This is a genomic window from Pantoea sp. PSNIH1 (assembly GCF_007680655.1).
Lineage (GTDB): Bacteria > Pseudomonadota > Gammaproteobacteria > Enterobacterales > Enterobacteriaceae > Pantoea > Pantoea eucrina.
This window is the reverse complement of the sequence record NZ_VEIP01000005.1, coordinates 164,732-185,744: the sequence shown is the minus strand read 5'-3', so window position 1 is coordinate 185,744 and position 21,013 is coordinate 164,732. Positions and strand designations below refer to the sequence as shown.

Genomic DNA, 21,013 nt, shown 5'->3' with positions numbered 1-21,013 from the left:
CCCGCCCTTCCGGGCGGGCTTTTTTACGGCTGCGCCTCAGATAAACGCAAAGGCATCGCCATACATCTGCGCTTCCAGCGCGCCGCGCTCGCTGCAGAAACGCTCACGGGCAATTTTTGCCATCTCAAAGCGTCCGGCGATATAGATGTCATGGCCGCTCAGATCGGCATGATCCTGCATAACGGCGGTCAGTACCGTCCCGCTGCGCCCCTGCCAGCCATCTGCAGGCTGCTCAACCACTGGAATCACCTTGAGATTCGGGTGTTTTACCGCCAGCGCTTCCAGCTCATCCATATCGTAGAGGTGCTGCAGTTCACGTCCGCCCCAGTAAATGGCGATATCACGATCGGGCTGCTGCGCCAGCGCGGTCAGCAGCAGTGAACGCGCGTAGGAAAAGCCGGTGCCGCCGGCGATCAGAATCACCGGGCGCTCGCTCTCTTCCCGCAGCCACGCATCACCATGCGGCATATCAATCGTTACCTGGCGGTCGCTTCTGATGCGATCCATCACGGCCATAGCGTAAAGATTGAGATCGGATGCGCCAATGTGCAGCTCAATAATCTCTTTCTCCATTGGCGTTGAGGCAATGGAGAAAGGACGCTTGTCGCGCTCATCCATTACCACCATCAGATACTGACCGGCGCGAAAGCTAAATTCCGCTTCCGGGATCAGGCGCACCCGATATACGGTGTCGGTAATCGCCTCAACCGAAGTCACTTTGCAGCTTAACGTCGTCATAATTGCCCTTTCTTATGGTTCTCTGCTGCCGTCAGCGCTGCGGCGGTTCGGCAAAGATTGCTAACTCATCCCAGATTGCGTCAATACGCGCGGTGACCGCCGGATCTTTGACGATCGGCGTGCCCCACTCGCGCTGCGTTTCACCCGGCCATTTATTAGTAGCATCCAGCCCCATTTTGGAGCCCAGCCCCGAAACCGGTGAAGCAAAGTCGAGGTAATCGATCGGCGTATTCTCTACCAGTACGGTATCGCGCGCCGGGTCCATGCGGGTGGTAATCGCCCAAATCACATCATTCCAGTCGCGCGCGTTTACGTCGTCGTCACACACAATAACAAATTTGGTGTACATAAACTGACGCAGAAATGACCAGACGCCAAACATCACCCGCTTGGCATGTCCTGCGTACTGTTTTTTAATCGTCACTACCGCCAGGCGGTAGGAGCAGCCTTCAGGCGGCAGATAAAAATCGACAATTTCCGGAAACTGTTTGATTAAGATTGGCACCAGCACTTCATTCAGTGCCACCCCCAGTACCGCAGGCTCATCGGGTGGACGACCGGTATAGGTGGAATGATAGATCGGTTTACGCCGCTGAGTAACGTGCGTAACGGTAAAGACCGGAAAGCTGTCTACTTCATTATAGTAACCGGTATGGTCGCCATAGGGACCTTCCGGCGCCATGTCGCCCGGTTCAATGTAGCCTTCCAGCACAATTTCCGCGCTGGCGGGCACTTCCAGATCGCAGGAGGCGCATTTTACCACTTCGGTTTTATTGCCGCGCAGCAGGCCGGCGAAGGCGTACTCCGAGAGCGTATCCGGCACCGGCGTGACCGCGCCCAGTATGGTGGCGGGATCGGCACCCAGCGCCACCGCGACCGGAAAGCGTTCGCCGGGGTGGGCTTTGCACCACTCCTGAAAATCGAGCGCGCCGCCGCGGTGCGACAGCCAGCGCATAATCAGCCGGTTTTTGCCGATAACCTGCTGGCGGTAGATCCCCAGGTTCTGCCGCTCTTTATGCGGTCCGCGCGAAACGGTCAGCCCCCAGGTAATCAGCGGTGCCGCATCGCCAGGCCAGCACTTCATCACCGGAATACGCGACAAATCAACCTCATCGCCGCTGAAGATCTCTTCCTGACAGGGAGCATTGCGCAGACGCTTTGTTGGCATATTCAGCACCTGCTTAAACTGCGGCATTTTGTCAAAGAGATCGCGGAAGCCTTTGGGCGGCTCCGGCTCCTTCAGAAATGCCAGCAGTTTACCGACGTCGCGCAGCGCGCTGACCTCCTCCTGCCCCATACCCATGGCCACGCGCTTTGGCGTGCCAAACAGGTTACACAGCACCGGCATGTCATACCCTTTGGGGTTTTCAAACAGCAGCGCCGGGCCGCCGGCACGCAGCGTGCGGTCGGCGATTTCGGTCATCTCCAGTTCAGGATCAATCTCCTGAGTGATGCGCTTGAGCTCGCCACGCTGTTCCAGCAGCGAAAGAAAATCTCGTAAGTCCTGGTATTTCATGTGGCTTCAGTTTTCCGGCCAGAGTGAATCGGGAAATCGTGCAGATCCGTAATGGTCTGGCAGTCTGATACAGATGCGCCCTGGTCGTCAATTCTCTTGCCGCAAAGCGCACAGATAACGCACTAATCAGAAAATTCGCAGAGAATTTCTCTGGCCGGCACGGTATACGCCAGCCGATGCGCTATAACTCTGACTGCAGGTTTGTTATTCTTGGCATCCATTATTTGGGGGCAGTTATGGAATCCTGGTACTTACTCTATTGCAAACGCGGACAGCTGCTGCGCGCCAAGGAACATCTTGAGCGTCAGGCAGTAACATGCCTCAGTCCAACGATCGCGATGGAGAAGCTGGTGCGCGGTAAACGCACCACTGTCAGTGAGCCGCTGTTCCCTAACTATCTGTTTATCGAATTCGATCCGGAAGCGATTCATACCACCACCATCAGCAGCACGCGCGGCGTCAGCCATTTTGTGCGCTTCGGCGCTATGCCCGCCACGGTGCCCTATGAAGTGATTGAAGCACTGCAGACCGATACACCACAGATTGTTCTGGATCCTGAAACGCCGCAGTCGGGCGATGAAGTGCTTATCACCGACGGCACGTTTGAAGGGCTGCGGGCGATTTTTGCCGAGCCCGACGGAGAAACCCGTTCGATCCTGTTGCTGAACCTGCTGAATAAGCAGGTGATGCGCAGTGTGGATAACAAACTGTTTCGTAAGGTTTAAGCCAGCCTGAACAGCTGACGCGCGTTTGCGTCGGCCTGCGCACTCAGCGCCTCCGCCGTCTCTCCGCGCCAGCCCGCCACCTGCTGTACCAGATGAGGCAGAAAACAGGGTTCATTGCGCCGCGAGGCCGGACGGGGCCGCATATCGCGCGGCAGTAAATAAGGCGCGTCCGTCTCCAGCAGTAAACGCTCCGCCGGGATCAGCGGCAGCATCTCACGCAGCGCCATTCCGCGGCGTTCATCACACACCCAGCCGGTAATGCCCACGGAGAGGCCCAGCGCCAGACAGGCTTCCAGCTCCGCACGCGTGCCGGTAAAGCAGTGTACCACCGCTCCCGTCAGCTTCGGCAGCCACGGCTCCAGCACCGCAACAAAGCGATCGTGCGCTTCGCGGCAGTGTAAGAACACCGGCAGCTGCAGCTCTGCAGCCAGCGCCAGCTGGGCATCGAATGCATACTCCTGCTGCTGATGCGCAGCCAGATTGCGGTTGAAGTCGAGCCCGCACTCCCCTATGGCAACCACCTGTTCGCTCTCTGTCAGGCGGCGCAGCGTGCTGGCTGTTTCTGCGGACCACTCACTGGCGTGATGCGGATGGACGCCGGCCGTAGACCAGCAGTAGCCGGGATGCTGTGCTGCCAGCTGTCGTGCCTGCTGGCTCTCCAGCGCGTTAGTGCCGGTAAGCAGCATGCCGGTGACACCTGCTTCGCGCGCGCGCTTAACCACCTGAGCGCGATCTTTTGCGAATTGCGTGCTGGTCAGGTTTACACCGATATCAAACATCTCTTTCCCCAAATAAAAACCGCCCGGCAGGCGGGCGGTTTGTAAAATGCTTTCACCCCGCGCGCAACGGGGCGTCCTGCGTAAACGCGATCAGGAGTCTTCCTCTGCCGCTTTACGCCCTTTACCCACGTAGTAGCGGGAAAAGAATACGCCGACTTCAAACAGGCAGTACATCGGAATAGCGAGCAAAGTTTGGGAAAAAACGTCTGGCGGTGTGAGCAGCATCCCAACAACGAAAGCGCCGACCAGAATATAAGGCCGTTTTTTCCGCAAATCGTCTGGCGTGGTGATCCCGGTCCAGCAGAGCAGCACGATGGCTATCGGCACTTCAAACGCAACGCCAAATGCCATAAACAGCGTCATGACAAAGTCGAGATAGTTCGTAATGTCGGTTGCAATGGTGACGCCCTGCGGCGCGGTCTTGGCAAAAAAGCCAAACGCCAGCGGAAAGACAATAAAGTAGGCAAAAGCCACACCCACGTAGAACAGCAGCGTACTGGAGAAAAGCAGCGGCATAACCAGCCGGCGTTCATGCCGGTAGAGCGCTGGCGCGATAAATGCCCATACCTGATAGAGGATCACCGGAACCGCCAGAAACACCGAGACAATAAGGGTCAGCTTGATCGGCGTAAAAAATGGCGAGGCAACATCTGTGGCAATCATACTGGCGCCGGCCGGCATCTGGCTGATCAGCGGTGCGGCGACCGCGTGATAGATATCGTTAGCGAAATAGATCAGGCAGAGAAAAATCGCAAACACGGCAATGATGCAGTTCAGCAGACGCTTACGCAGCTCGATCAGATGGCTGATGAGCGGCTGGGTATCTTCAACAGCCATGGTTATCGTTCATCTTTTGCAGAAAGGGGAGTGGGTGAGTGCGCCGCATCAGCCCGATCGCTGACGGTTTCTGCGGCGGCAGGTGCCTGCGCCGGAGCGCTGGCGTGATGCTCCGCCTGCGCCGGCGTGACGGCAGCAGCCGGCGGCACATCAGGTTTAACCGCGGCAGGCTGATGAATCGTATTCGCTTCATCCTCCGCTTTTTCGATATCAATACTCTGCTGAACAGAGCGCTTCATGGAGTCAGCTGTTTTACGCAGCTCTTCCATTGACTGCTTCAGCTCCGGAGAGAGCGTTCCCTTTCCCGCCTCTTCCACTTTCTTCAGGCTGTCCTGCAACTCCTGCAGCTTTAGCTCCTGCGCCAGCTCGTGCTGCACATTAGCCGCCAGCGAGCGAATTGCCCGGATCCAGCCCACTACCGTTTTTACCGCCACCGGCAAACGTTGCGGCCCGAGTACAATCAGGCCGATCACGAACACCAGAACCAGTTCACTAAAGCCAATATCGAACACAGTTACACCTTACTTATCCCGCGGCTGATCTTTATTCACCGGGTCATGCTGTTTATCTGCCAGCGTTTTGGCATTGAAGTCAGCATCCTGCTCTTTAGGCAGATCTTTTTTCTCATCTTCATCACTCATCGCTTTTTTAAAGCCGCGAATGGATGAGCCAAGATCTGAACCGAGGTTGCGCAGTTTATTGGTGCCGAACAGAAGTACAACGATGACGGCAATGATTAACAATTGCCAGATACTGATACCGCCCATGAGATATGCCTCTGAAATACTTAACAAAACGAAAAACTGTAATGTGGCGGGCCGGGAAACCGGCTCCGGCCTGCGACATTACGCGATTTGCACCAGGCAAACAATTAGTTTGTCTTGCGCCAGCCCACCAGCCAGGTCACGATGCCCGCCGCCATTAACAGCGCCGGGAAGAAGTCCCAGTCAGGCCGGCTCAGAAGTACTGCCGTCCCGCTTAACAGCAGCGTGGCCCCCACGCCAAACAGGTAGCGCGACTGGTGATGCCGGGTGCGCTGCGCGTTCAGTTCATTAACCAGTTTATCAACGCTGTGCTGCAATAACTTATGCTGGCGCATGCTGTCGTAAAACAGTTCCGGCAGTTCTGGCAGTTTCTCTGCCCAGAAAGGCGCTTTCTCTTTAACCTTACGTACCAGTGCCGGAAGACCAATCTGATCTTTGATCCACTCTTCCAGAAACGGCTTCGCGGTTTTCCATAAATCGAGCTGCGGATAGAGCTGACGTCCAATCCCTTCAATATAGAGTAGCGTTTTTTGCAGCAGCACCAGCTGCGGCTGCACTTCCATATTAAAGCGGCGCGCCGTGTTGAACAGGTTCAGCAGCACGTGACCAAATGAGATCTCCGCCAGCGGCTTCTCAAAAATCGGTTCACAGACGGTGCGGATAGCAAACTCAAAATCTTCAACGTTAGTATCGGGCGGCACCCAGCCAGAATCCACGTGGAGTTCCGCTACCTTGCGGTAGTCGCGGTTAAAAAAGGCAATAAAGTTTTCGGCCAGATAGCGCTTATCTTCTTTGTTAAGCGATCCCACAATCCCGCAGTCGATACCGATATATTGCGGATCTTCCGGACGATCGTAACTGACAAAAATGTTGCCCGGATGCATATCGGCGTGAAAGAAGCTGTCGCGAAATACCTGGGTAAAGAAAACCTGCACGCCGCGTTCAGCCAGCAGCTTCATATTGACGCCGTGCTGCTCCAGCGTGGCGACATCGGAGATCGGGATTCCGTAAATCCGCTCCATCACCAGCATGGTTTCGCTGCAGTAATCGGAGTAGACCTCCGGTACGTAGAGCATGCGGCTCTGATCAAAATTACGGCGCAGCTGAATCGCATTGGCCGCTTCCCGCAGCAGATTGAGTTCATCAATCAGCGTTTTTTCGTAATCGCGGACCACTTCCATCGGACGCAGGCGGCGACCATCCGGCAACAGGCGCGGCACCCAGCGTGCCAGCCGGTAGATCAGCTTCATATCCGCTTTGATTACCGGCAGGATATCAGGGCGGATCACTTTGATGACCACTTTGCGGCCGTTAGATTTCAGCGTCGCGGTGTGGACCTGAGCAATAGAGGCAGAGGCGAGCGGTTTGATATCGAAATCGTCAAACCAGGTCTCAACCGGACCGCCAATCGAGCGCTCAATCTGCGCTTTTGCTTTTACGCCATCAAACGGCGCGACGCGGTCCTGCAGGATTGCCAGCTCGTCGGCAATTTTAGGCGGAAACAGATCGCGACGGGTTGAGAGCATCTGACCAAACTTGATCCAGACCGGGCCAAGCTGCTCCATTGCCAGACGCAGGCGCAGGCCCATCTCCGCTTCTTTATGCCGGTTGGGGATCCAGAATACGCAGCGGCGCCACAGCCGCAGCGGCAGCGTGATGCGCATGTGCGGTATGAGTTCATCCAGCCCGTAGGTCAGAAAAATTTTAACGATAAAATATAAGCGCCGAAGTTCTCCGAGCGTCATTTCGCCTCCCGCTGTGTCAGACGCGCCTCAAAGGCGTTTAGTGAACGCTCCATCGCTTCAACCTCTTCTGCAAACCATGCCAGCTCCAGCGCACCCGGCGCCAGCCGCCACTCTTCGGTTACCACCTGGCTGAGATAGTCCTGACGGCGCGTTACCTGCTGCTGCGCAAAAGCCAGCGCCCGCCTGCCGGCCTGACTGATACCCTGTGCCGCAATATCACCGGTCCAGGGTGCCAGATACTCTGCCGGATCGAGTTCAGCCAGATCCATTAATGCGGAGAACTGCTGTACCACCTGCAGATCGCCCTCAACGTTCAGCTCGCCGCTGCGGATCAGGCCGGTGAGCTGCTGGCGATCGCGCAGTTTAGGCAACGTACTCAGGCGCAGGCTGACGCTGCAGTCGCTGCTGTCCTGCCAGTCGCCCAGCACGTCCAGTCGCGTTTCGCTGAAGACCAGCACAAGGGGAAAATCGAGCTCCTGCAGCCGCAGCAGCAGCACCTTACCTGCCAGGCGCTGCCGGGCGGCTTTCAGGCTACGATCGCGATAAAGTACACGATTCAGCGCGGTTTCAAGCGCGCCGGTAATAAGAGGGGTTAGCGTCATGGTCACTCAGAACTTAAAGCCACGATGCAGCGCGACAATGCCGCCAGTCATGTTGTGATACGTGCTGTTTTCAAAACCGGCGTCGTTCATCATCGCTTTCAGGGTCTCCTGATCGGGATGCATACGAATAGATTCAGCCAGATAGCGATAGCTCTCTGCGTCATTCGCCACCAGCTGCCCGATACGCGGCAGAATATGGAATGAATAGGCGTCATACGCCTTGCTCAGCGGATCCAGCACCGGCTTAGAAAATTCCAGCACCAGCAGACGACCGCCCGGCTTCAGCACGCGAAACATTGAAGCCAGCGCTTTCTCTTTTTCCGTGACGTTGCGCAGGCCAAACGAGATGGTGATGCAGTCAAAATAGTTATCCGGGAACGGCAGAGCTTCCGCATTCGCCTGCACATAGCTGACGTTGCCGGTGACCCCAAGATTACGCAGCTTTTCACGGCCCATTTTCAGCATCGAGCTGTTAATATCCGCCAGAACCACCTGCCCGGTTTCACCCACCAGACGGGAAAATTTCGCCGTGAGATCGCCCGTGCCGCCTGCCAGGTCGAGCACGCGCTGACCGCGACGCACGCCGCTGCTGTCAATGGTAAAACGCTTCCATACGCGATGGACGCCGAACGACATCAAATCGTTCATCAGGTCATATTTTGCCGCAACGGAATGAAACACGTCCGCGACTTTATCGGCCTTTTCACTTTTTGCTACGGTCTGGAAGCCAAAGTGAGTAGTTTCCTGCTGTGATTCATCTGCCATCGGTTTTACCTGTTCCACAAATAATTCTCTCCGAAGTGTATCAGAGTCGCGCGATCCGAGCACGTTGCCGCCGGTTATTCATTGATACGGCGCACTTCCGCTGCCGTTTCCGCATCATCCTCTGCCCAGCGCTCATCCGCTTCATCCGGCAGCGCCTGCTGCACCAGCTGCGGATTAATGGGCCGCTTAACTTCGACTCCCAGCGACTTAAACGCCTCGCTCTGGGCGATAAGATTGCCGCGCCCTTCTGCCAGCTTTTTCATCGCCTGCTGATAGCTCTGCTGCGCCTTGTCCAGATTATGTCCGATGCCGCTCATATCATCGACAAACAGCCGCATTTTGTCATAGAGCCGTGCGGCGCGATCGGCAATCCGCTGGGCGTTGCGGCTCTGATGCTCATAGCGCCACAGATTATTGATAGTACGCAGCGCCACCAGCAGCGTAGTCGGACTGACCAGCATGATATTCTGCTGCAGCGCCTCGCTAATCAGCTCAGGCTGCCGATCGATGGCCAGCAAAAACGCCGGCTCCACCGGTATAAACATCAGCACATAATCCAGCGAGCGTAAACCGGGTAATTGTTGATAATCTTTTCGCCCCAGCAGACGAATATGACCGCGCATCGCCGCAACATGGTCCTGAATAGCCAGCTCCCGTGCGGCATCATCCTCAGCGTTAAAGTAGCGCTCATACGCGACCAGCGTCATCTTGGCATCCACCACCACATCTTTGCCCTGCGGCAGCCGGACAATCACGTCGGGCTGCATGCGCCCCTGCTCCAGCGCGATGTTAACCTGGGTTTCATACTCATACCCCTCACGCAGGCCGGACGCTTCCAGTACCCGACTGAGCACCACTTCGCCCCAGTTACCCTGAATCTTGTTGTCGCCTTTCAGCGCTTTGGTCAGGTTTAACGCCTCCTGCGCCATTTGTGCATTGAGCTGCTGCAGCTGGCGGATCTCATACGTTAACGTATGACGCTCACGCGCCTCCTGACCAAAACTCTCATTGACCTGACGGCGAAAGCCATCCAGCTGATCGCGCAGCGGCGCAATCAGGCTGTTAAGACTCTGACGATTTTGCTCATCAACACGGCGACCGCTGTTTTCAAAAATGCGGTTCGCAAGATTCTCAAACTGGGCGCTCAGACGCTGCTCGCTGCTGGTCAGCAGCCGCTGCTTCTCTTCAGCGGCAAAGCGCGTCTCCTCCAGCCGGATAGTCACCTCGCGCAGCTCCGCTTCCTGTGCGCTGTTGACCTCCAGCTGATTACGCAGCTCGCGGCTGAGCTGTTCACTTTCAGCACGCCAGTAATCCAGCTGCTGCAGGCGCTCCTGCGCCCCGCTCAGGGTGCCATGCAGCTGCCGCAGCTCCTGTTCACGCTGCCGGAGCTGCAGCTGCAGCTGTTCCTGTTCGCGCTGCTGACGCTGCTGCGCCGCTTCCAGCAGGCGATGCTCCGCGGTCAGGCTGGCGTGCTGCTGACCGGCACGCAGCTGCGCCAGCAGCCAGCCGATACCCAGACCGGCCAGTGCCAGTACAAGCGTAATAATAAGTTGCTGATCCATGATCCCCCCGCCCCTCGCGATGCTCAGGGGAAAGGTAAAGTTGGCCTGGAGGAATGTCTACTGAAATCTCTGAACGCCAGGCCGCAGGAGGTCAGCAGGCTCTGACCGTGAGTTCGCCCGCTTTCCAGGCATCGATCAGGAAAAACGGCATCGGCAGCACCCATTCACTCTCATTCACCACGCGCGCCGGATAACACCAGCTCTGGCCGCCACAGGCGAGTTCAACCTGCTGCGCACCGTTGCAGGGGGCAGTGGCCTTACCGGTCATGCTGGCATAGCCGGCGTTACTGCCGACATGAAAATGTTCTGTCTGCCAGCGAACGGGGGCGTGAGCGGGCCACGGCTGCGCCTGATGAAAATGAAAAAGATCGTCATGACTGAGCAGGCTGGCACGAACGGTGGGCCACAGCGCCACTTTGAGGAAATATTGATCGGTGAAGCGCTGATTGCCGGTGTAGCGCGCCATAAAGTCGCGCATCTGCTGCGCAAGGTTGCGGACGACGCCGTGACAGCCGCCCCACATTCCGGCCAGCAGCAGTTCGGTATGGGTAAAGTAGTCACGCATATGATGAAACCAGAACGGCGAGTCGAGCCAGGCCTGCACGGCCGCAGCTTCGCGCTCTGACAGCAGCGAGTCGGCGTCGCGAATGATAAAGCGCCTGACCGTGGGGTCATCCATTACCAGAAAGCGCCAGAGCGTAGGCTGAATCTCTTTTTCGTGCGACATATCCACCAGCTGCGCGCCGGCGTGCTGCAGGCGCTGCCAGACATGCTGCGGCACGCTTTCATCCAGATAGACGCGACACTGCCATGCCGGATAGAGCTCGCGCGCCACTTCAACGTTTTTAATCAGCGTTTCGCAGTAGCGCGGCTGGTTGCCATACAGGCTGAACGCAATACTGTTTTCCGCCGGGTTGTGCGGGTTAAACGCCGGCGGCGCATCAGCCGGAAACGGGTGCTTTTGTCCGGCAGAAAAGCGCGCATCGGAGTGCATCAGCGAAGCTAGGCCGTAGCGTGCCACCTCATCCGGCTTATCCAGCCAGCCACAGACCTCGGTCAGGCCATCCAGCCAGGTTTCCGAAGCCTGTGCACGCTGTGCGTCAGGCGCCTGGCAGATTTTCTGATAGATTTTGTACGATTTTTTATAGTCGCCGGTGCGCATCAGCGTCAGTGCATAGTCGCTGAGCACCTGCATATGGTTCGGCATTACCCGCAATACCGCTTCACAGCACTGACGCGCCTGCGCGTAGTCGCCGTCGGCCATCGCCTGGCGAAACTGCGTGGCGGCGTGTTCAACGCGCGCCTGCGCAGCAGCGGGATTATTGACAGCGGCGGAACGGGGAGCGGAGAAGGTTTTGCGCATAAAAGGGATCCCAGAGTTCGCTGAATAGGTGCGCATCCTGATTCGTCAGCGGCTGAGTTCCCTGTGAGGCGGGTCCCGCATCCATTGCCAACTGGCGCGCTACAGTAAGCGACGCGCGGCTTCCACCACAATTTTCACAGCGTCGCTCTCGGTCTGCTTCATGGTTGCCGCGTCCGGGATCTCTTTTTGCATACGGTTCACAATGACGCCAGCCACCATGCCGGCACGCAGTCCCTGACTGGCGCACATGGTTAACAGTGTAGCGGATTCCATCTCATAGTTAAGTACGCCCATCGCCTGCCACTCCTGCATGGAGCCCTGGAAGCGATTGACCACGCGACCAGAGAAGGTGTCGTAACGCTCCTGCCCCGGATAGAAGGTGTCAGAAGAGGCAGTGATGCCGATATGGGTACGCGCGCCGCACTCTTCTGCCGCCGCGACCAGCGCCGTGGTACAGGCAAAATCGGCCACGGCCGGGAATTCCATCGGAGCAAAGTGCAGGCTGGCGCCATCCAGGCGTACTGAGGCGGTCGTCACCAGCACGTCACCAACGTTAATGTGCGGCTGAATGGCGCCGGTGGTGCCGACGCGCAGGAAGGTCCGGACGCCGAGCTGCGCCAGCTCCTCTACCGCAATTGAGGTTGAAGGACCACCGATACCGGTTGAGCAGACCACTACCGGCTTGCCGTCGATCTCCGCCAGCCAGGTGGTGAATTCACGATGCGACGCCAGATGCTGCGGATTCTCCATCAGCGCCGCGATTTTTTTCACCCGCTCCGGGTCGCCCGGGACGATCGCCAGCGTAGCGCCTTTCAGGTCAGCTTTAGTGATACCAAGGTGGAAAACGTCAGACTGGGTCATATCAGACTCCTGCTAATTAAGTATTGTGACGCGCACTCTACGTGAGGCAGCGCGACAAATATGTGATATCTCTCACTTCAAATAATGAAAGTTACATTACCAACCGCACTATTTGTGATTTTTGTCACAATATAACGCGCCGTTTCACACATTTATCCGGCATGGTGCTGCGTAAGCTTCAGCGGCAATGTTAATACAGAAGCCGCATCTGAGAATCTGTTCCTTTTACCCTGTAACCATCCGGCCATCATGACCAGGCTATAGTTACCTGATTGCGCACCTGCCAGCACGGAGAGAACCATGAAAACCACAGAAAATATGGCACAAGAATCGACCCCGGGTGGCTTCGCCTCAGCGGCGCAGCCCGCCGCCAGCAGCACAATCATTACCCAAAGCGATGCGATTCAGTGTGGCGAGACCTCAATTCCCAGCCAGGGGGAAAATCTGCCCGCCTGGTACGCACGACCTAAATCATTCAGCGGTACGCTGCCGGTGGTACTGGTGGTTCAGGAGATTTTCGGCGTACATGAGCATATCCGCGATCTGTGTCGCCGCCTGGCACTGGAGGGCTACCTCGCAGTGGCACCGGAACTCTATTTCCGCGAAGGCGATCCGCAGGAGTATCACGATATCCCGACGCTGCTCAGCGAGCTGGTGAGCAAAGTGCCCGACAGCCAGGTGCTTGCCGATCTCGATCATGCGGCAAACTGGGCTGCACGGCACGATGGCGATATTCGTCGTCTGGCGATTACCGGCTTCTGCTGGGGCGGGCGCATCAGCTGGCTGTTTGCCGCACACAATCCTCAGGTGCGTGCCGCAGCGGCGTGGTATGGCCGCCTGGAAGGAGAAAAAACGCTGAAGCAGCAGAAGCATCCGATTGATGTCGCCGTCGATCTGAACGCGCCGGTGCTCGGCCTGTATGGCGGGCAGGATGAGGGTATTCCGCTGGAGAGTATTGATAAAATGCGTCAGGCGCTGCATGCCGCCAATGCCAAAGCGGAAATTGTGGTCTATCCGGATGCCGGTCACGCGTTTAACGCCGATTATCGTCCGGGCTACCATGCAGAATCGGCCCGGGATGGCTGGCAGCGTATGCTGGCGTGGTTCAAACAGTATGGGGTAGCCCCCAGCGCGTAACGTTATCCGGGGCGCTGAGGCGCCCTTTTTCATGCACGTTCTGCTTTTGACGCCCGCGTTTGCTGCCTCTGCGCACAGCAGCCCATTCCATTTAGCCATCCAGATGTTTACACCGCCACAATCTGCGGGTAGTGTATAGCTTACCGCGTTATTCGTTTTGTCCCGCTGTGAAGGATTCTCATGATCGAACTCAAACACCTGCGAACGCTGCAGGCGTTACACAACACCGGCTCGCTCGCCGCCGCTGCGGCGCAGCTGCACCAGACGCAGTCTGCCTTATCGCATCAGTTCAGCGATCTGGAGCAGCGCCTTGGCTTCCGGCTGTTTGTGCGTAAAAGCCAGCCGCTGCGCTTTACGCCGCAGGGTGAGATTTTACTGCAGCTGGCAGAGCAGGTACTGCCGCAGATCCAGCAGGCGCTGCAGGCGTGTCATGAGCCACAGCAGCAGGCCACGCTGCGCATCGCTATTGAATGCCACAGCTGTATTCAGTGGCTGACGCCTGCGCTGAATAACTTCCGCAAAAGCTGGCCGCAGGTGGTGATGGATTTTAAATCCGGCGTCACCTTTGATCCGCAGCCGGCGCTGCAGCAGGGCGAGCTTGATGTGGTACTGACCTCAGATATTCTGCCGCGCAGCGGGCTGTTTTATACGCCGATGTTTGATTTTGAGATGCGGCTGGTGCTGGCACCCGATCATCCGCTGGCGCAGCGCACGCATATTACGCCGCAGGATTTCGCTGATGAAGTTCTGATGATCTACCCGGTACAGCGCCAGCGGCTGGATGTCTGGCGTCACTTTCTGCAGCCCGCCGGCGTCAGCCCGGCGCTGAAAAGCGTGGATAATACGCTGCTGCTGATTCAGATGGTTTCGGCGCAGATGGGGATCGCCGCCCTGCCGCACTGGGTGGTTGAGAACTTTGAAAAGCAGGGGCTGGTCGTCACCAAAACGCTGGGCGACGGTCTCTGGAGCCGGCTCTACGCCGCCGTACGCGAAGGCGAACAGCGTCAGCCGGTACTGGAAGCCTTTGTGCGCTTTGCCCGCCAGCACGCCTGCGATCACCTGCCGTTTGTGCGCGACGCTTCGCAGCCGGGCGCGGTATTACCCGGCGCATCCTGATGGTCCGGCGCGGCGTGCGCGCGCCGCGCTGTTATCCCCGCCCCGCCTGCACTATAATGCGCCGCCCTTACTGCATACCCGGAGAGTTTCACCATGACCAATAACGATGTTCTGCGCAGCGTGCGCTATATGCTCGATCTGAGCGATAGCAAAGTGGTGGAGATTTTTGCCCTTGCGGGAAGCGATGTGCCGCTGGAGGATGTGCAGGCCTGGCTGAAAAAAGAGGATGACGCCGCGTTTCGCAAACTGCCTGATGTACTGATGGGCTATTTCCTCAACGGCCTGATCTACTACCGGCGCGGTAAAAGCGACGATGCGCCGGCACCCTCTGTTGAACGCCGCATGAGCAATAACATCTTTCTGAAGAAACTGCGTATCGCGTTTGCGCTGAAAACCACCGATATTCCCGACATCCTGCTGAAAGCCAACTTCAAGGTTTCACAGGGTGAAATCGGCGCTATCTTCCGCAATCCGGATCACAAGAACTATCGCGAATGTGGCGATCAAATTCTGCGTAATTTCCTGAAAGGGTTAACGCTTATCCAGCGTCCGGGAACGCCGGCGAAGAAAAGCTGATCGCACGGCGCAGCCTGCAGGCTGCGCCCGCCACGTGCTCAGGCGTGACGCCTGCCGATCACCCAGCGTTTATGCACATAGAGTGAAGCGAAGATCACCGCAGCGCCCGCAATAAAGCTCGGCCAGTGCGGCTTCTCCTGCCAGATCGCCAGATTTACCAGCAGCCCCGCCGGAACATGCATATTGTTCATAATGCCCAGCGTGCCGGCATCCACCTGCGTGGCTCCATAGTTCCACATAAAATAGCCCAGCCCGGATGCGGCAACGCCCAGCCATATCAGCACGCTCCACTGCAGCGTGGTCGTGGGCAGCTTCTGCGGATTGCCCCACAGCGACCAGGCCAGCGCGGCAATCAGCACCGCTCCGAGATAGAACCAGGAGAACGCCGTATGCTGCGGCATAGGCCGCGTCTCCTGCAGCCGTTTGTATCCCACCATGCCGACAGCAAAGCAGAGATTCGCCGCCTGCACCAGCAGCAGACCCAGCCAGAAATGATCGCTGACTTTGTCATAGCGAATAATGGCTGCCCCCGCTACCGCCAGCAGCGCGCTGAAGGCGTAGCCGATGCGCAGCGGACGCCGGCTCAGCAGGTCATAAATCAGCGTAATATAGAGCGGCGTCATCACCGTAAACAGCAGGAACTCAGATACGCTCAGGTAGAGATAGGCTTCAAAACTGAGCAGATACATAATGCCGAGCTGCAGCATTCCCACCAGCATATAAAGCAGCAGCGTTGATGCCCGGTAGCCGCGCCAGCGCAAAAACGGCAGAAAAACCAGCGCGGCCAGGCCCAGGCGCATCAACACGGAAAACCAGCTATCCACCTGGCCGGCCAGATATTCGCCGATCAGGCTAAAAGAAAAAGCCCACAATACAGTGGTGATAATAAGTAACAGCACGGCACACCATTCCCCGATAAACAGAGGCGCTAGTGTAATCAAACCTGCATGAACCAGCTGAATAATCTGGTTTACAACTGAGCATATTTTGCCCGCTTGTGGCGGACAGCTGGCGATACGCGCTGGTCAGCTGTTACCTCCTGACACAGGCTCTGGTCAGAATGCGCATGAACACCGGCTTAAAACCTGGCAAAATGCGCGAAATCCAACATTTCCTGGTTTTTTTCGCTCCTGATTGTCATAAAACTGTAACATGTGTGTCACACGTCACAGTAACGTGCAGCAACCATCTCTATCCTTTGCGCGATATGGAAACACCAGGTTTCCTTTGCGCTTATGCGTATTTCTGCCCCAACCTGCTGGGAAATTCATAACTATTCTGCGCCCCGGAGGGCCACACTCATGCTGAGTATTTTTAAACCTGCACCGCATCGGCCTCAGGTCGCTGACGATCGTGTTGATCCACTGTATCGCCGGCTGCGCTGGCAGATCTTCCTCGGGATCTTCTTCGGCTATGCGGCTTACTATCTGGTACGCAAAAACTTCGCGCTGGCGATGCCCTATCTGGTTGAACAGGGGTTCTCGCGCGGGGATTTAGGGTTTGCCCTCTCCGGCATCTCTATTGCGTACGGCTTTTCCAAATTTATCATGGGTTCTGTTTCCGATCGCTCAAACCCTCGCGTTTTTCTGCCGGCGGGCCTGATTCTTGCCGCCTCGGTCATGCTGTTTATGGGCTTTGTGCCCTGGGCGACCTCCAGCATTATGGTGATGTTTGTGCTGCTGTTCCTGTGTGGCTGGTTCCAGGGAATGGGCTGGCCGCCGTGTGGCCGCACCATGGTGCACTGGTGGTCACAGAAAGAGCGCGGCGGCATTGTTTCCGTGTGGAACTGCGCGCATAACGTCGGAGGCGGTATCCCGCCACTGCTGTTCCTGCTCGGTATGGCGTGGTTTAACGACTGGAAAGCGGCGCTCTATATGCCCGCGTTTGGCGCCATTCTGATCGCGCTGTTTGCGTTTGCCATGATGCGCGATACACCGCAATCATGCGGTCTGCCGCCGATTGAAGCGTGGAAAAATGACTATCCGCCTGATTACAGCGAGGACCATGAGCAGGAGCTGACCGCAAAGCAGATCTTTATGCAGTACATCCTGCCCAATAAGCTTCTGTGGTATATCGCGCTGGCAAACGTCTTTGTCTATCTGCTGCGCTACGGCATCCTCGACTGGTCGCCGACCTATCTGAAAGAGGTGAAACACTTTACGCTGGATAAATCCTCCTGGGCCTACTTCCTGTATGAGTATGCGGGCATTCCCGGTACGCTGCTGTGCGGCTGGATGTCAGACAAAGTGTTCAGAGGCAATCGCGGCGCGACCGGCGTGTTCTTTATGACGCTGGTGACAATCGCTACCGTGATCTACTGGCTTAACCCGCCGGGCAATCCGGGCATCGATATGCTCTGTATGATTGTGATTGGCTTTCTGATCTACGGCCCGGTGATGCTGATTGGCCTGCACGCGCTGGAACTGGCACCGAAGAAGGCCGCCGGCACCGCAGCGGGCTTTACCGGCCTGTTCGGTTATCTGGGTGGCTCCGTGGCAGCCAGCGCTATCGTTGGCTATACCGTTGATTTCTTCGGCTGGGATGGCGGGTTTATGGTGATGATCGCCGGCTCGGTGCTGGCAGTGGTGCTGCTGCTGCTCACCATGATCAACGAACATAAGCATAAGAAACAGCTCGGATAAGCGAGGCGGGCCGGGAGAGACCGGCCCGTTTTTTTACTCCAGAAAGAGTTTACGCAGCGTGTGCGGCACCGCATCGTCCGCATTGCTGCCAATGATCTCCAGCGACGGCAGCGTATCCTTCAGGCGCTGCTGACCGTTGTGCATAATGCACCCTTTACCGGCCATACTCAGCATCTCAACATCATTCATGCCATCGCCGAATGCGATGCACGCTTTCAGCGAATGCCCCAGCTGTTTTGCCACAGCCTCCAGCGCGTGCCCCTTCGACACGCCGCCCGCCATCACTTCCAGACAGGTTGGCAGCGAGAAACTGACGTTAACGCGATCGCCCCAGCGCGCTTCAATCGCCTGCTCCAGCGGCAGCAGACGAGCCGGATCGCTGCAGGTGAAGAAGACTTTGCTGATGCCATCGGTGGGCAATATTCCCGGCTCATAGAGCTGATACATAAACTCCGACTCCTGAAAATAGTCCTGCTCATCGGGATGGTGACGGTTCATAAACCACTCATCATCGCGATAAACATGGGTCAGAATATTTTCATCCTGATATTTCAGGGCGTAAAGCTCGCTGGCGATATCGCCGTCAAGATTGTGGCTGAAAATCAGCTCGCCTGCGGCGTTATGCACGCGCGCGCCGTTGGAGGTGATCATATACGCCGGAATGCCGAGCTTGTCGCGCATCTGTCCCACGTCGATATGGTGGCGGCCGGTGGCAAAAACAAAATGGATATCACGCGCCACCAGCGCCTGCAGCGTGGTACGGGCAAACGGCGTCAGACGATGTTGCGGCGAGAGCAGCGTGCCATCCAGATCGGATGCAACGATGTGAAACATGGAAACCTCGGGTTGTAATAACGGAAATAACGTCAGCTGAGATGACGGGCAAAAAAATCCACGGTGGCATTGAGCGCTTCGGCGCGCATTGCATCTGATTCAAACAGAATTTCATGGCGCGCGCCTTCAATGACGCGCGGTGCGTTACCTTCGCAGGGATGCCCGGCTGCCGCCAGCGCCTGGCAGAAGAGATCCTGTGCACGGTTGTCCACCACATCATCTTCACTCGCCTGCAGCAGCAGCAGCGGCGTGGTGATATTTGCCGCCTGACGCATGATATTGCGTCCGGCCTGCACGCCTTCACGCACCCAGTGATAGGTCGGACCGCCGACGCGAATAGCCGGATCGTCAGCATAAAAGCGCAGATTGCGTCGATAGCGCTCGCGGCTGTGCGTCAGGCGGTTAATGCCAAACGGATGCGCGCGCCAGCGTCCGGTACCAAGGGCGTATCCGTCGCGCAGCGCCGGCCGCTTCTCTGCCCAGTCAAGAATACGGTGCGCCAGAAAGGGCGGCAGCGGTAGCACAATGCCAAACATAGGTGCGGACAGCACCGCCGCATGAAATGCCCGCGGCTGCCGGGCCAGAAACAGCGCGACAATCGCACCGCCCATTGAGTGAGCGAGGACATAGCGCTGCTGATAATGCTGGCTGACAATCTCTTTCAGGTAGAGCGTCTCCAGATCGTCAACATAGTCGCTGAACTCCACCACGTGTCCGCGGTGCGAATCTGCCAGCAGCCGCTCAGAGCGCCCCTGCCCGCGATGGTCAATAATCACCACATCGTAGCCGCAGTGAAACAGGTCGTATGCCAGCTCCGGGTATTTGATATAGCTTTCAATACGCCCCGGCACAATCAGGATCACGCGCGTGTGGTGTGGCGCAGTAAAACGTACATAGCGGAGAGTAAGATTGCCCGTTCCGGTGAACTCACACTCTTCCCGCTGCCGCCAGAAGTCGAGCAGCGGACCGGTAGCAAACGCCGCAAAAGCGCGTTCACGCCTGAGCCAGCTCTCTCTGTGATGCTGCATCTGCCCCTCCCGGAGAGTTCAGTTCGCCCTGCTGGTATGCCATAGCGCAGCGCAATTTTCTGGCGTATTGTGTCATACTTCGCTCGCTTCAGGGAATGTCACACATGACGACAGAATGGTGGTTAACCTACCTGCTTACCACAACCATCCTCAGCCTTTCACCAGGCTCAGGCGCTATCAATACCATGAGCACCGGTATCAGCCACGGCTATCGCGGTGCGGCCGTATCGATTACCGGCTTACAGCTCGGACTGGCGGTGCATATTGTGCTGGTGGGGGCCGGACTCGGCGCGCTATTTTCACAGTCGCTGCTGGCGTTTGAGATCCTGAAATGGGCCGGCGCTGCCTATCTGATCTGGCTGGGTATTCAGCAGTGGCGCGCCGCTGGCAGCCTCGACCTGAACGCCGTTGCCAAAGCGATGCCGCGCCGGCACCTGTTTCAGCGCGCGCTGCTGGTGAACCTGACCAACCCTAAAAGTATCGTGTTTCTCGCCGCGCTGTTTCCGCAGTTTATTCTGCCCCATCAGCCGCAGCTGATGCAGTATCTGATTCTCGGCGTGACCACGATTGTGGTCGATATCATCGTGATGATTGGCTACGCCACGCTGGCAACGCGCATTGCGGGCTGGATCAAAGGCCCGAGACAGATGAAGCTGCTGAACCGCATTTTTGGCGGATTGTTTATGGCGGTCGGCGCGCTGTTAGCCAGCGCGCGTAAAATAGCGTAATAAACGGCCGGGTGTGCAGTCAGCCACACCCGGCGCAGCGTCGCCGTTTCAGGCGACCGGGCCTAGCGCGAAATAATCAGGTGAATGCCAAAACCGGCAAACAGCACGCCCGCCATGCCATCCACCCACTTTGCCATGCGCTGATACTTCTCGCGCATCCACGGCAGGGCAAAGATAGCGGCCACCAGCGCAAACCATGCAAAGGTTTCCGCAATAATCAGCAGGAATAGCCCCCAGCGCGTCGCGGCACCGACATCATTACCGACAAACAGCGAAAAGACGCTGCCAAAATAGATAATGGCTTTGGGATTGGACAGGTTTGTCAGCAGCCCTTTCAGAAAGCTCATGCCGCGCTTCGGCAGCTCCACCTCGGGTGCATCACTCTGCGGCTGCTTATGGCGCTGACGCGCCGAGCGCAGCAGCTGCCAGCCCATCCACAGCAGATAGAGCCCGCCGCCCACCATGATAATTTCATGCAGCCACGCCATTTTGGCCAGCAGCAGGTGCAGCCCCATCAGCGCTACGCCCGCCCAGACAACAATGCCCAGCGTAATGCCCAGCACGCCCATCATCGCCTCTTTACGCGAGCGGCTGGCCGCAGTTTGCGACACAAAAAAGAAGTCAGGGCCGGGGCTCATCAGCGCAACCAGGTGCACCAGCGCGACGGTAGCAAATAATATCAGCATGCGTTTAGT

The 21,013-nt window shown here is 57.3% G+C and carries 22 protein-coding genes; 6 read left to right on the top strand and 16 right to left on the bottom strand.

Annotated features, from left to right (window positions below):
- Window positions 1-36: 36 nt before the first annotated feature.
- Window positions 37-738, bottom strand: coding sequence for an NAD(P)H-flavin reductase (gene fre, locus FS690_RS14165; RefSeq protein WP_039381815.1), 702 nt, complete (start codon window positions 736-738; stop codon window positions 37-39).
- Between the two features lie 31 nt (window positions 739-769).
- Window positions 770-2,254: a 4-hydroxy-3-polyprenylbenzoate decarboxylase gene (gene ubiD, locus FS690_RS14160; protein WP_145339808.1), complete on the bottom strand. Its 1,485-nt coding sequence runs from the start codon at window positions 2,252-2,254 to the stop codon at window positions 770-772.
- A 236-nt stretch (window positions 2,255-2,490) separates the two neighbouring features.
- Here ubiD and rfaH point away from each other — a divergent pair, with 236 nt between their 5' ends.
- The gene (gene rfaH, locus FS690_RS14155) at window positions 2,491-2,979 is read left to right on the top strand and encodes a transcription/translation regulatory transformer protein RfaH (protein WP_039381813.1); all 489 of its coding nucleotides are present in this window, start codon (window positions 2,491-2,493) and stop codon (window positions 2,977-2,979) included.
- Here rfaH and tatD read toward each other — a convergent pair.
- The 10 genes from tatD to udp form a co-directional block, all read right to left on the bottom strand.
- Window positions 2,976-3,758 carry a 3'-5' ssDNA/RNA exonuclease TatD gene (gene tatD / locus FS690_RS14150; RefSeq protein WP_145339807.1) on the bottom strand — a complete coding sequence of 261 codons (783 nt, stop codon included), beginning with the start codon at window positions 3,756-3,758 and terminating at the stop codon, window positions 2,976-2,978. The two genes, rfaH and tatD, sit on opposite strands and share 4 nt — an antisense overlap.
- A gap of 90 nt (window positions 3,759-3,848) precedes the next feature.
- Entirely contained in the window at window positions 3,849-4,595 is a 747-nt protein-coding gene (tatC, locus tag FS690_RS14145) for a Sec-independent protein translocase subunit TatC (protein WP_039381808.1), read from the bottom strand.
- Between the two features lie 2 nt (window positions 4,596-4,597).
- The gene (tatB, locus tag FS690_RS14140) at window positions 4,598-5,107 is read right to left on the bottom strand and encodes a Sec-independent protein translocase protein TatB (protein WP_039381806.1); all 510 of its coding nucleotides are present in this window, start codon (window positions 5,105-5,107) and stop codon (window positions 4,598-4,600) included.
- A gap of 9 nt (window positions 5,108-5,116) precedes the next feature.
- Window positions 5,117-5,362, bottom strand: a complete 246-nt coding sequence (gene tatA, locus FS690_RS14135) for a twin-arginine translocase TatA/TatE family subunit (RefSeq protein WP_039381803.1) — start codon at window positions 5,360-5,362, stop codon at window positions 5,117-5,119.
- 104 nt (window positions 5,363-5,466) lie between these two features.
- Complete coding sequence (gene ubiB / locus FS690_RS14130) at window positions 5,467-7,104, bottom strand: ubiquinone biosynthesis regulatory protein kinase UbiB (protein WP_039381801.1); 1,638 nt, start codon at window positions 7,102-7,104, stop codon at window positions 5,467-5,469.
- Entirely contained in the window at window positions 7,101-7,706 is a 606-nt protein-coding gene (locus FS690_RS14125) for an SCP2 domain-containing protein (protein ID WP_145339806.1), read from the bottom strand. The genes ubiB and FS690_RS14125 overlap by 4 nt, the downstream gene beginning before the upstream one ends.
- A 6-nt stretch (window positions 7,707-7,712) precedes the next feature.
- Window positions 7,713-8,471, bottom strand: coding sequence for a bifunctional demethylmenaquinone methyltransferase/2-methoxy-6-polyprenyl-1,4-benzoquinol methylase UbiE (gene ubiE, locus FS690_RS14120; protein ID WP_039381797.1), 759 nt, complete (start codon window positions 8,469-8,471; stop codon window positions 7,713-7,715).
- A 74-nt stretch (window positions 8,472-8,545) separates the two neighbouring features.
- Complete coding sequence (rmuC, locus tag FS690_RS14115) at window positions 8,546-10,033, bottom strand: DNA recombination protein RmuC (RefSeq protein ID WP_104085848.1); 1,488 nt, start codon at window positions 10,031-10,033, stop codon at window positions 8,546-8,548.
- Between the two features lie 91 nt (window positions 10,034-10,124).
- The gene (locus FS690_RS14110; protein WP_108570300.1) at window positions 10,125-11,396 is read right to left on the bottom strand and encodes a lipopolysaccharide assembly protein LapB; all 1,272 of its coding nucleotides are present in this window, start codon (window positions 11,394-11,396) and stop codon (window positions 10,125-10,127) included.
- Window positions 11,397-11,495: 99 nt separating this feature from the next.
- A complete protein-coding gene (gene udp, locus FS690_RS14105; RefSeq protein WP_145339805.1) occupies window positions 11,496-12,257 on the bottom strand; it encodes a uridine phosphorylase in 762 nt (253 codons plus the stop codon).
- A gap of 300 nt (window positions 12,258-12,557) precedes the next feature.
- Here udp and FS690_RS14100 point away from each other — a divergent pair, with 300 nt between their 5' ends.
- From FS690_RS14100 to FS690_RS14090, 3 genes are all read left to right on the top strand, one after another.
- Window positions 12,558-13,394, top strand: a complete 837-nt coding sequence (locus FS690_RS14100; protein ID WP_104085850.1) for a dienelactone hydrolase family protein — start codon at window positions 12,558-12,560, stop codon at window positions 13,392-13,394.
- A gap of 180 nt (window positions 13,395-13,574) precedes the next feature.
- Complete coding sequence (gene metR, locus FS690_RS14095; RefSeq protein WP_039381784.1) at window positions 13,575-14,510, top strand: HTH-type transcriptional regulator MetR; 936 nt, start codon at window positions 13,575-13,577, stop codon at window positions 14,508-14,510.
- Window positions 14,511-14,603: 93 nt separating this feature from the next.
- Window positions 14,604-15,086: a DUF1456 family protein gene (locus FS690_RS14090; protein ID WP_071668203.1), complete on the top strand. Its 483-nt coding sequence runs from the start codon at window positions 14,604-14,606 to the stop codon at window positions 15,084-15,086.
- Window positions 15,087-15,124: 38 nt separating this feature from the next.
- Here the strand turns inward: FS690_RS14090 and FS690_RS14085 are convergent, their stop codons facing one another.
- Window positions 15,125-15,985 (bottom strand): carboxylate/amino acid/amine transporter, encoded by an 861-nt coding sequence (locus FS690_RS14085; RefSeq protein ID WP_039385681.1) that lies wholly within the window; start codon window positions 15,983-15,985, stop codon window positions 15,125-15,127.
- A 402-nt stretch (window positions 15,986-16,387) separates the two neighbouring features.
- On the opposite strand from FS690_RS14085, the gene glpT reads away from it, so the two are divergent.
- A complete protein-coding gene (glpT, locus tag FS690_RS14080) occupies window positions 16,388-17,728 on the top strand; it encodes a glycerol-3-phosphate transporter (RefSeq protein WP_071668204.1) in 1,341 nt (446 codons plus the stop codon).
- Window positions 17,729-17,761: 33 nt separating this feature from the next.
- Here glpT and yigL read toward each other — a convergent pair whose 3' ends face one another.
- Together yigL and pldB are read right to left on the bottom strand one after the other, a co-directional pair.
- Entirely contained in the window at window positions 17,762-18,562 is an 801-nt protein-coding gene (yigL, locus tag FS690_RS14075; RefSeq protein ID WP_094111152.1) for a sugar/pyridoxal phosphate phosphatase YigL, read from the bottom strand.
- Window positions 18,563-18,594: 32 nt separating this feature from the next.
- Window positions 18,595-19,590, bottom strand: coding sequence for a lysophospholipase L2 (pldB, locus tag FS690_RS14070; protein WP_145339804.1), 996 nt, complete (start codon window positions 19,588-19,590; stop codon window positions 18,595-18,597).
- A 104-nt stretch (window positions 19,591-19,694) separates the two neighbouring features.
- Here pldB and rhtB point away from each other — a divergent pair, with 104 nt between their 5' ends.
- Window positions 19,695-20,318 carry a homoserine/homoserine lactone efflux protein gene (rhtB, locus tag FS690_RS14065; protein WP_094111154.1) on the top strand — a complete coding sequence of 208 codons (624 nt, stop codon included), beginning with the start codon at window positions 19,695-19,697 and terminating at the stop codon, window positions 20,316-20,318.
- A 62-nt stretch (window positions 20,319-20,380) separates the two neighbouring features.
- Here rhtB and rhtC read toward each other — a convergent pair whose 3' ends face one another.
- A complete protein-coding gene (gene rhtC / locus FS690_RS14060; protein WP_104085852.1) occupies window positions 20,381-21,004 on the bottom strand; it encodes a threonine export protein RhtC in 624 nt (207 codons plus the stop codon).
- Window positions 21,005-21,013 lie beyond the last annotated feature (9 nt).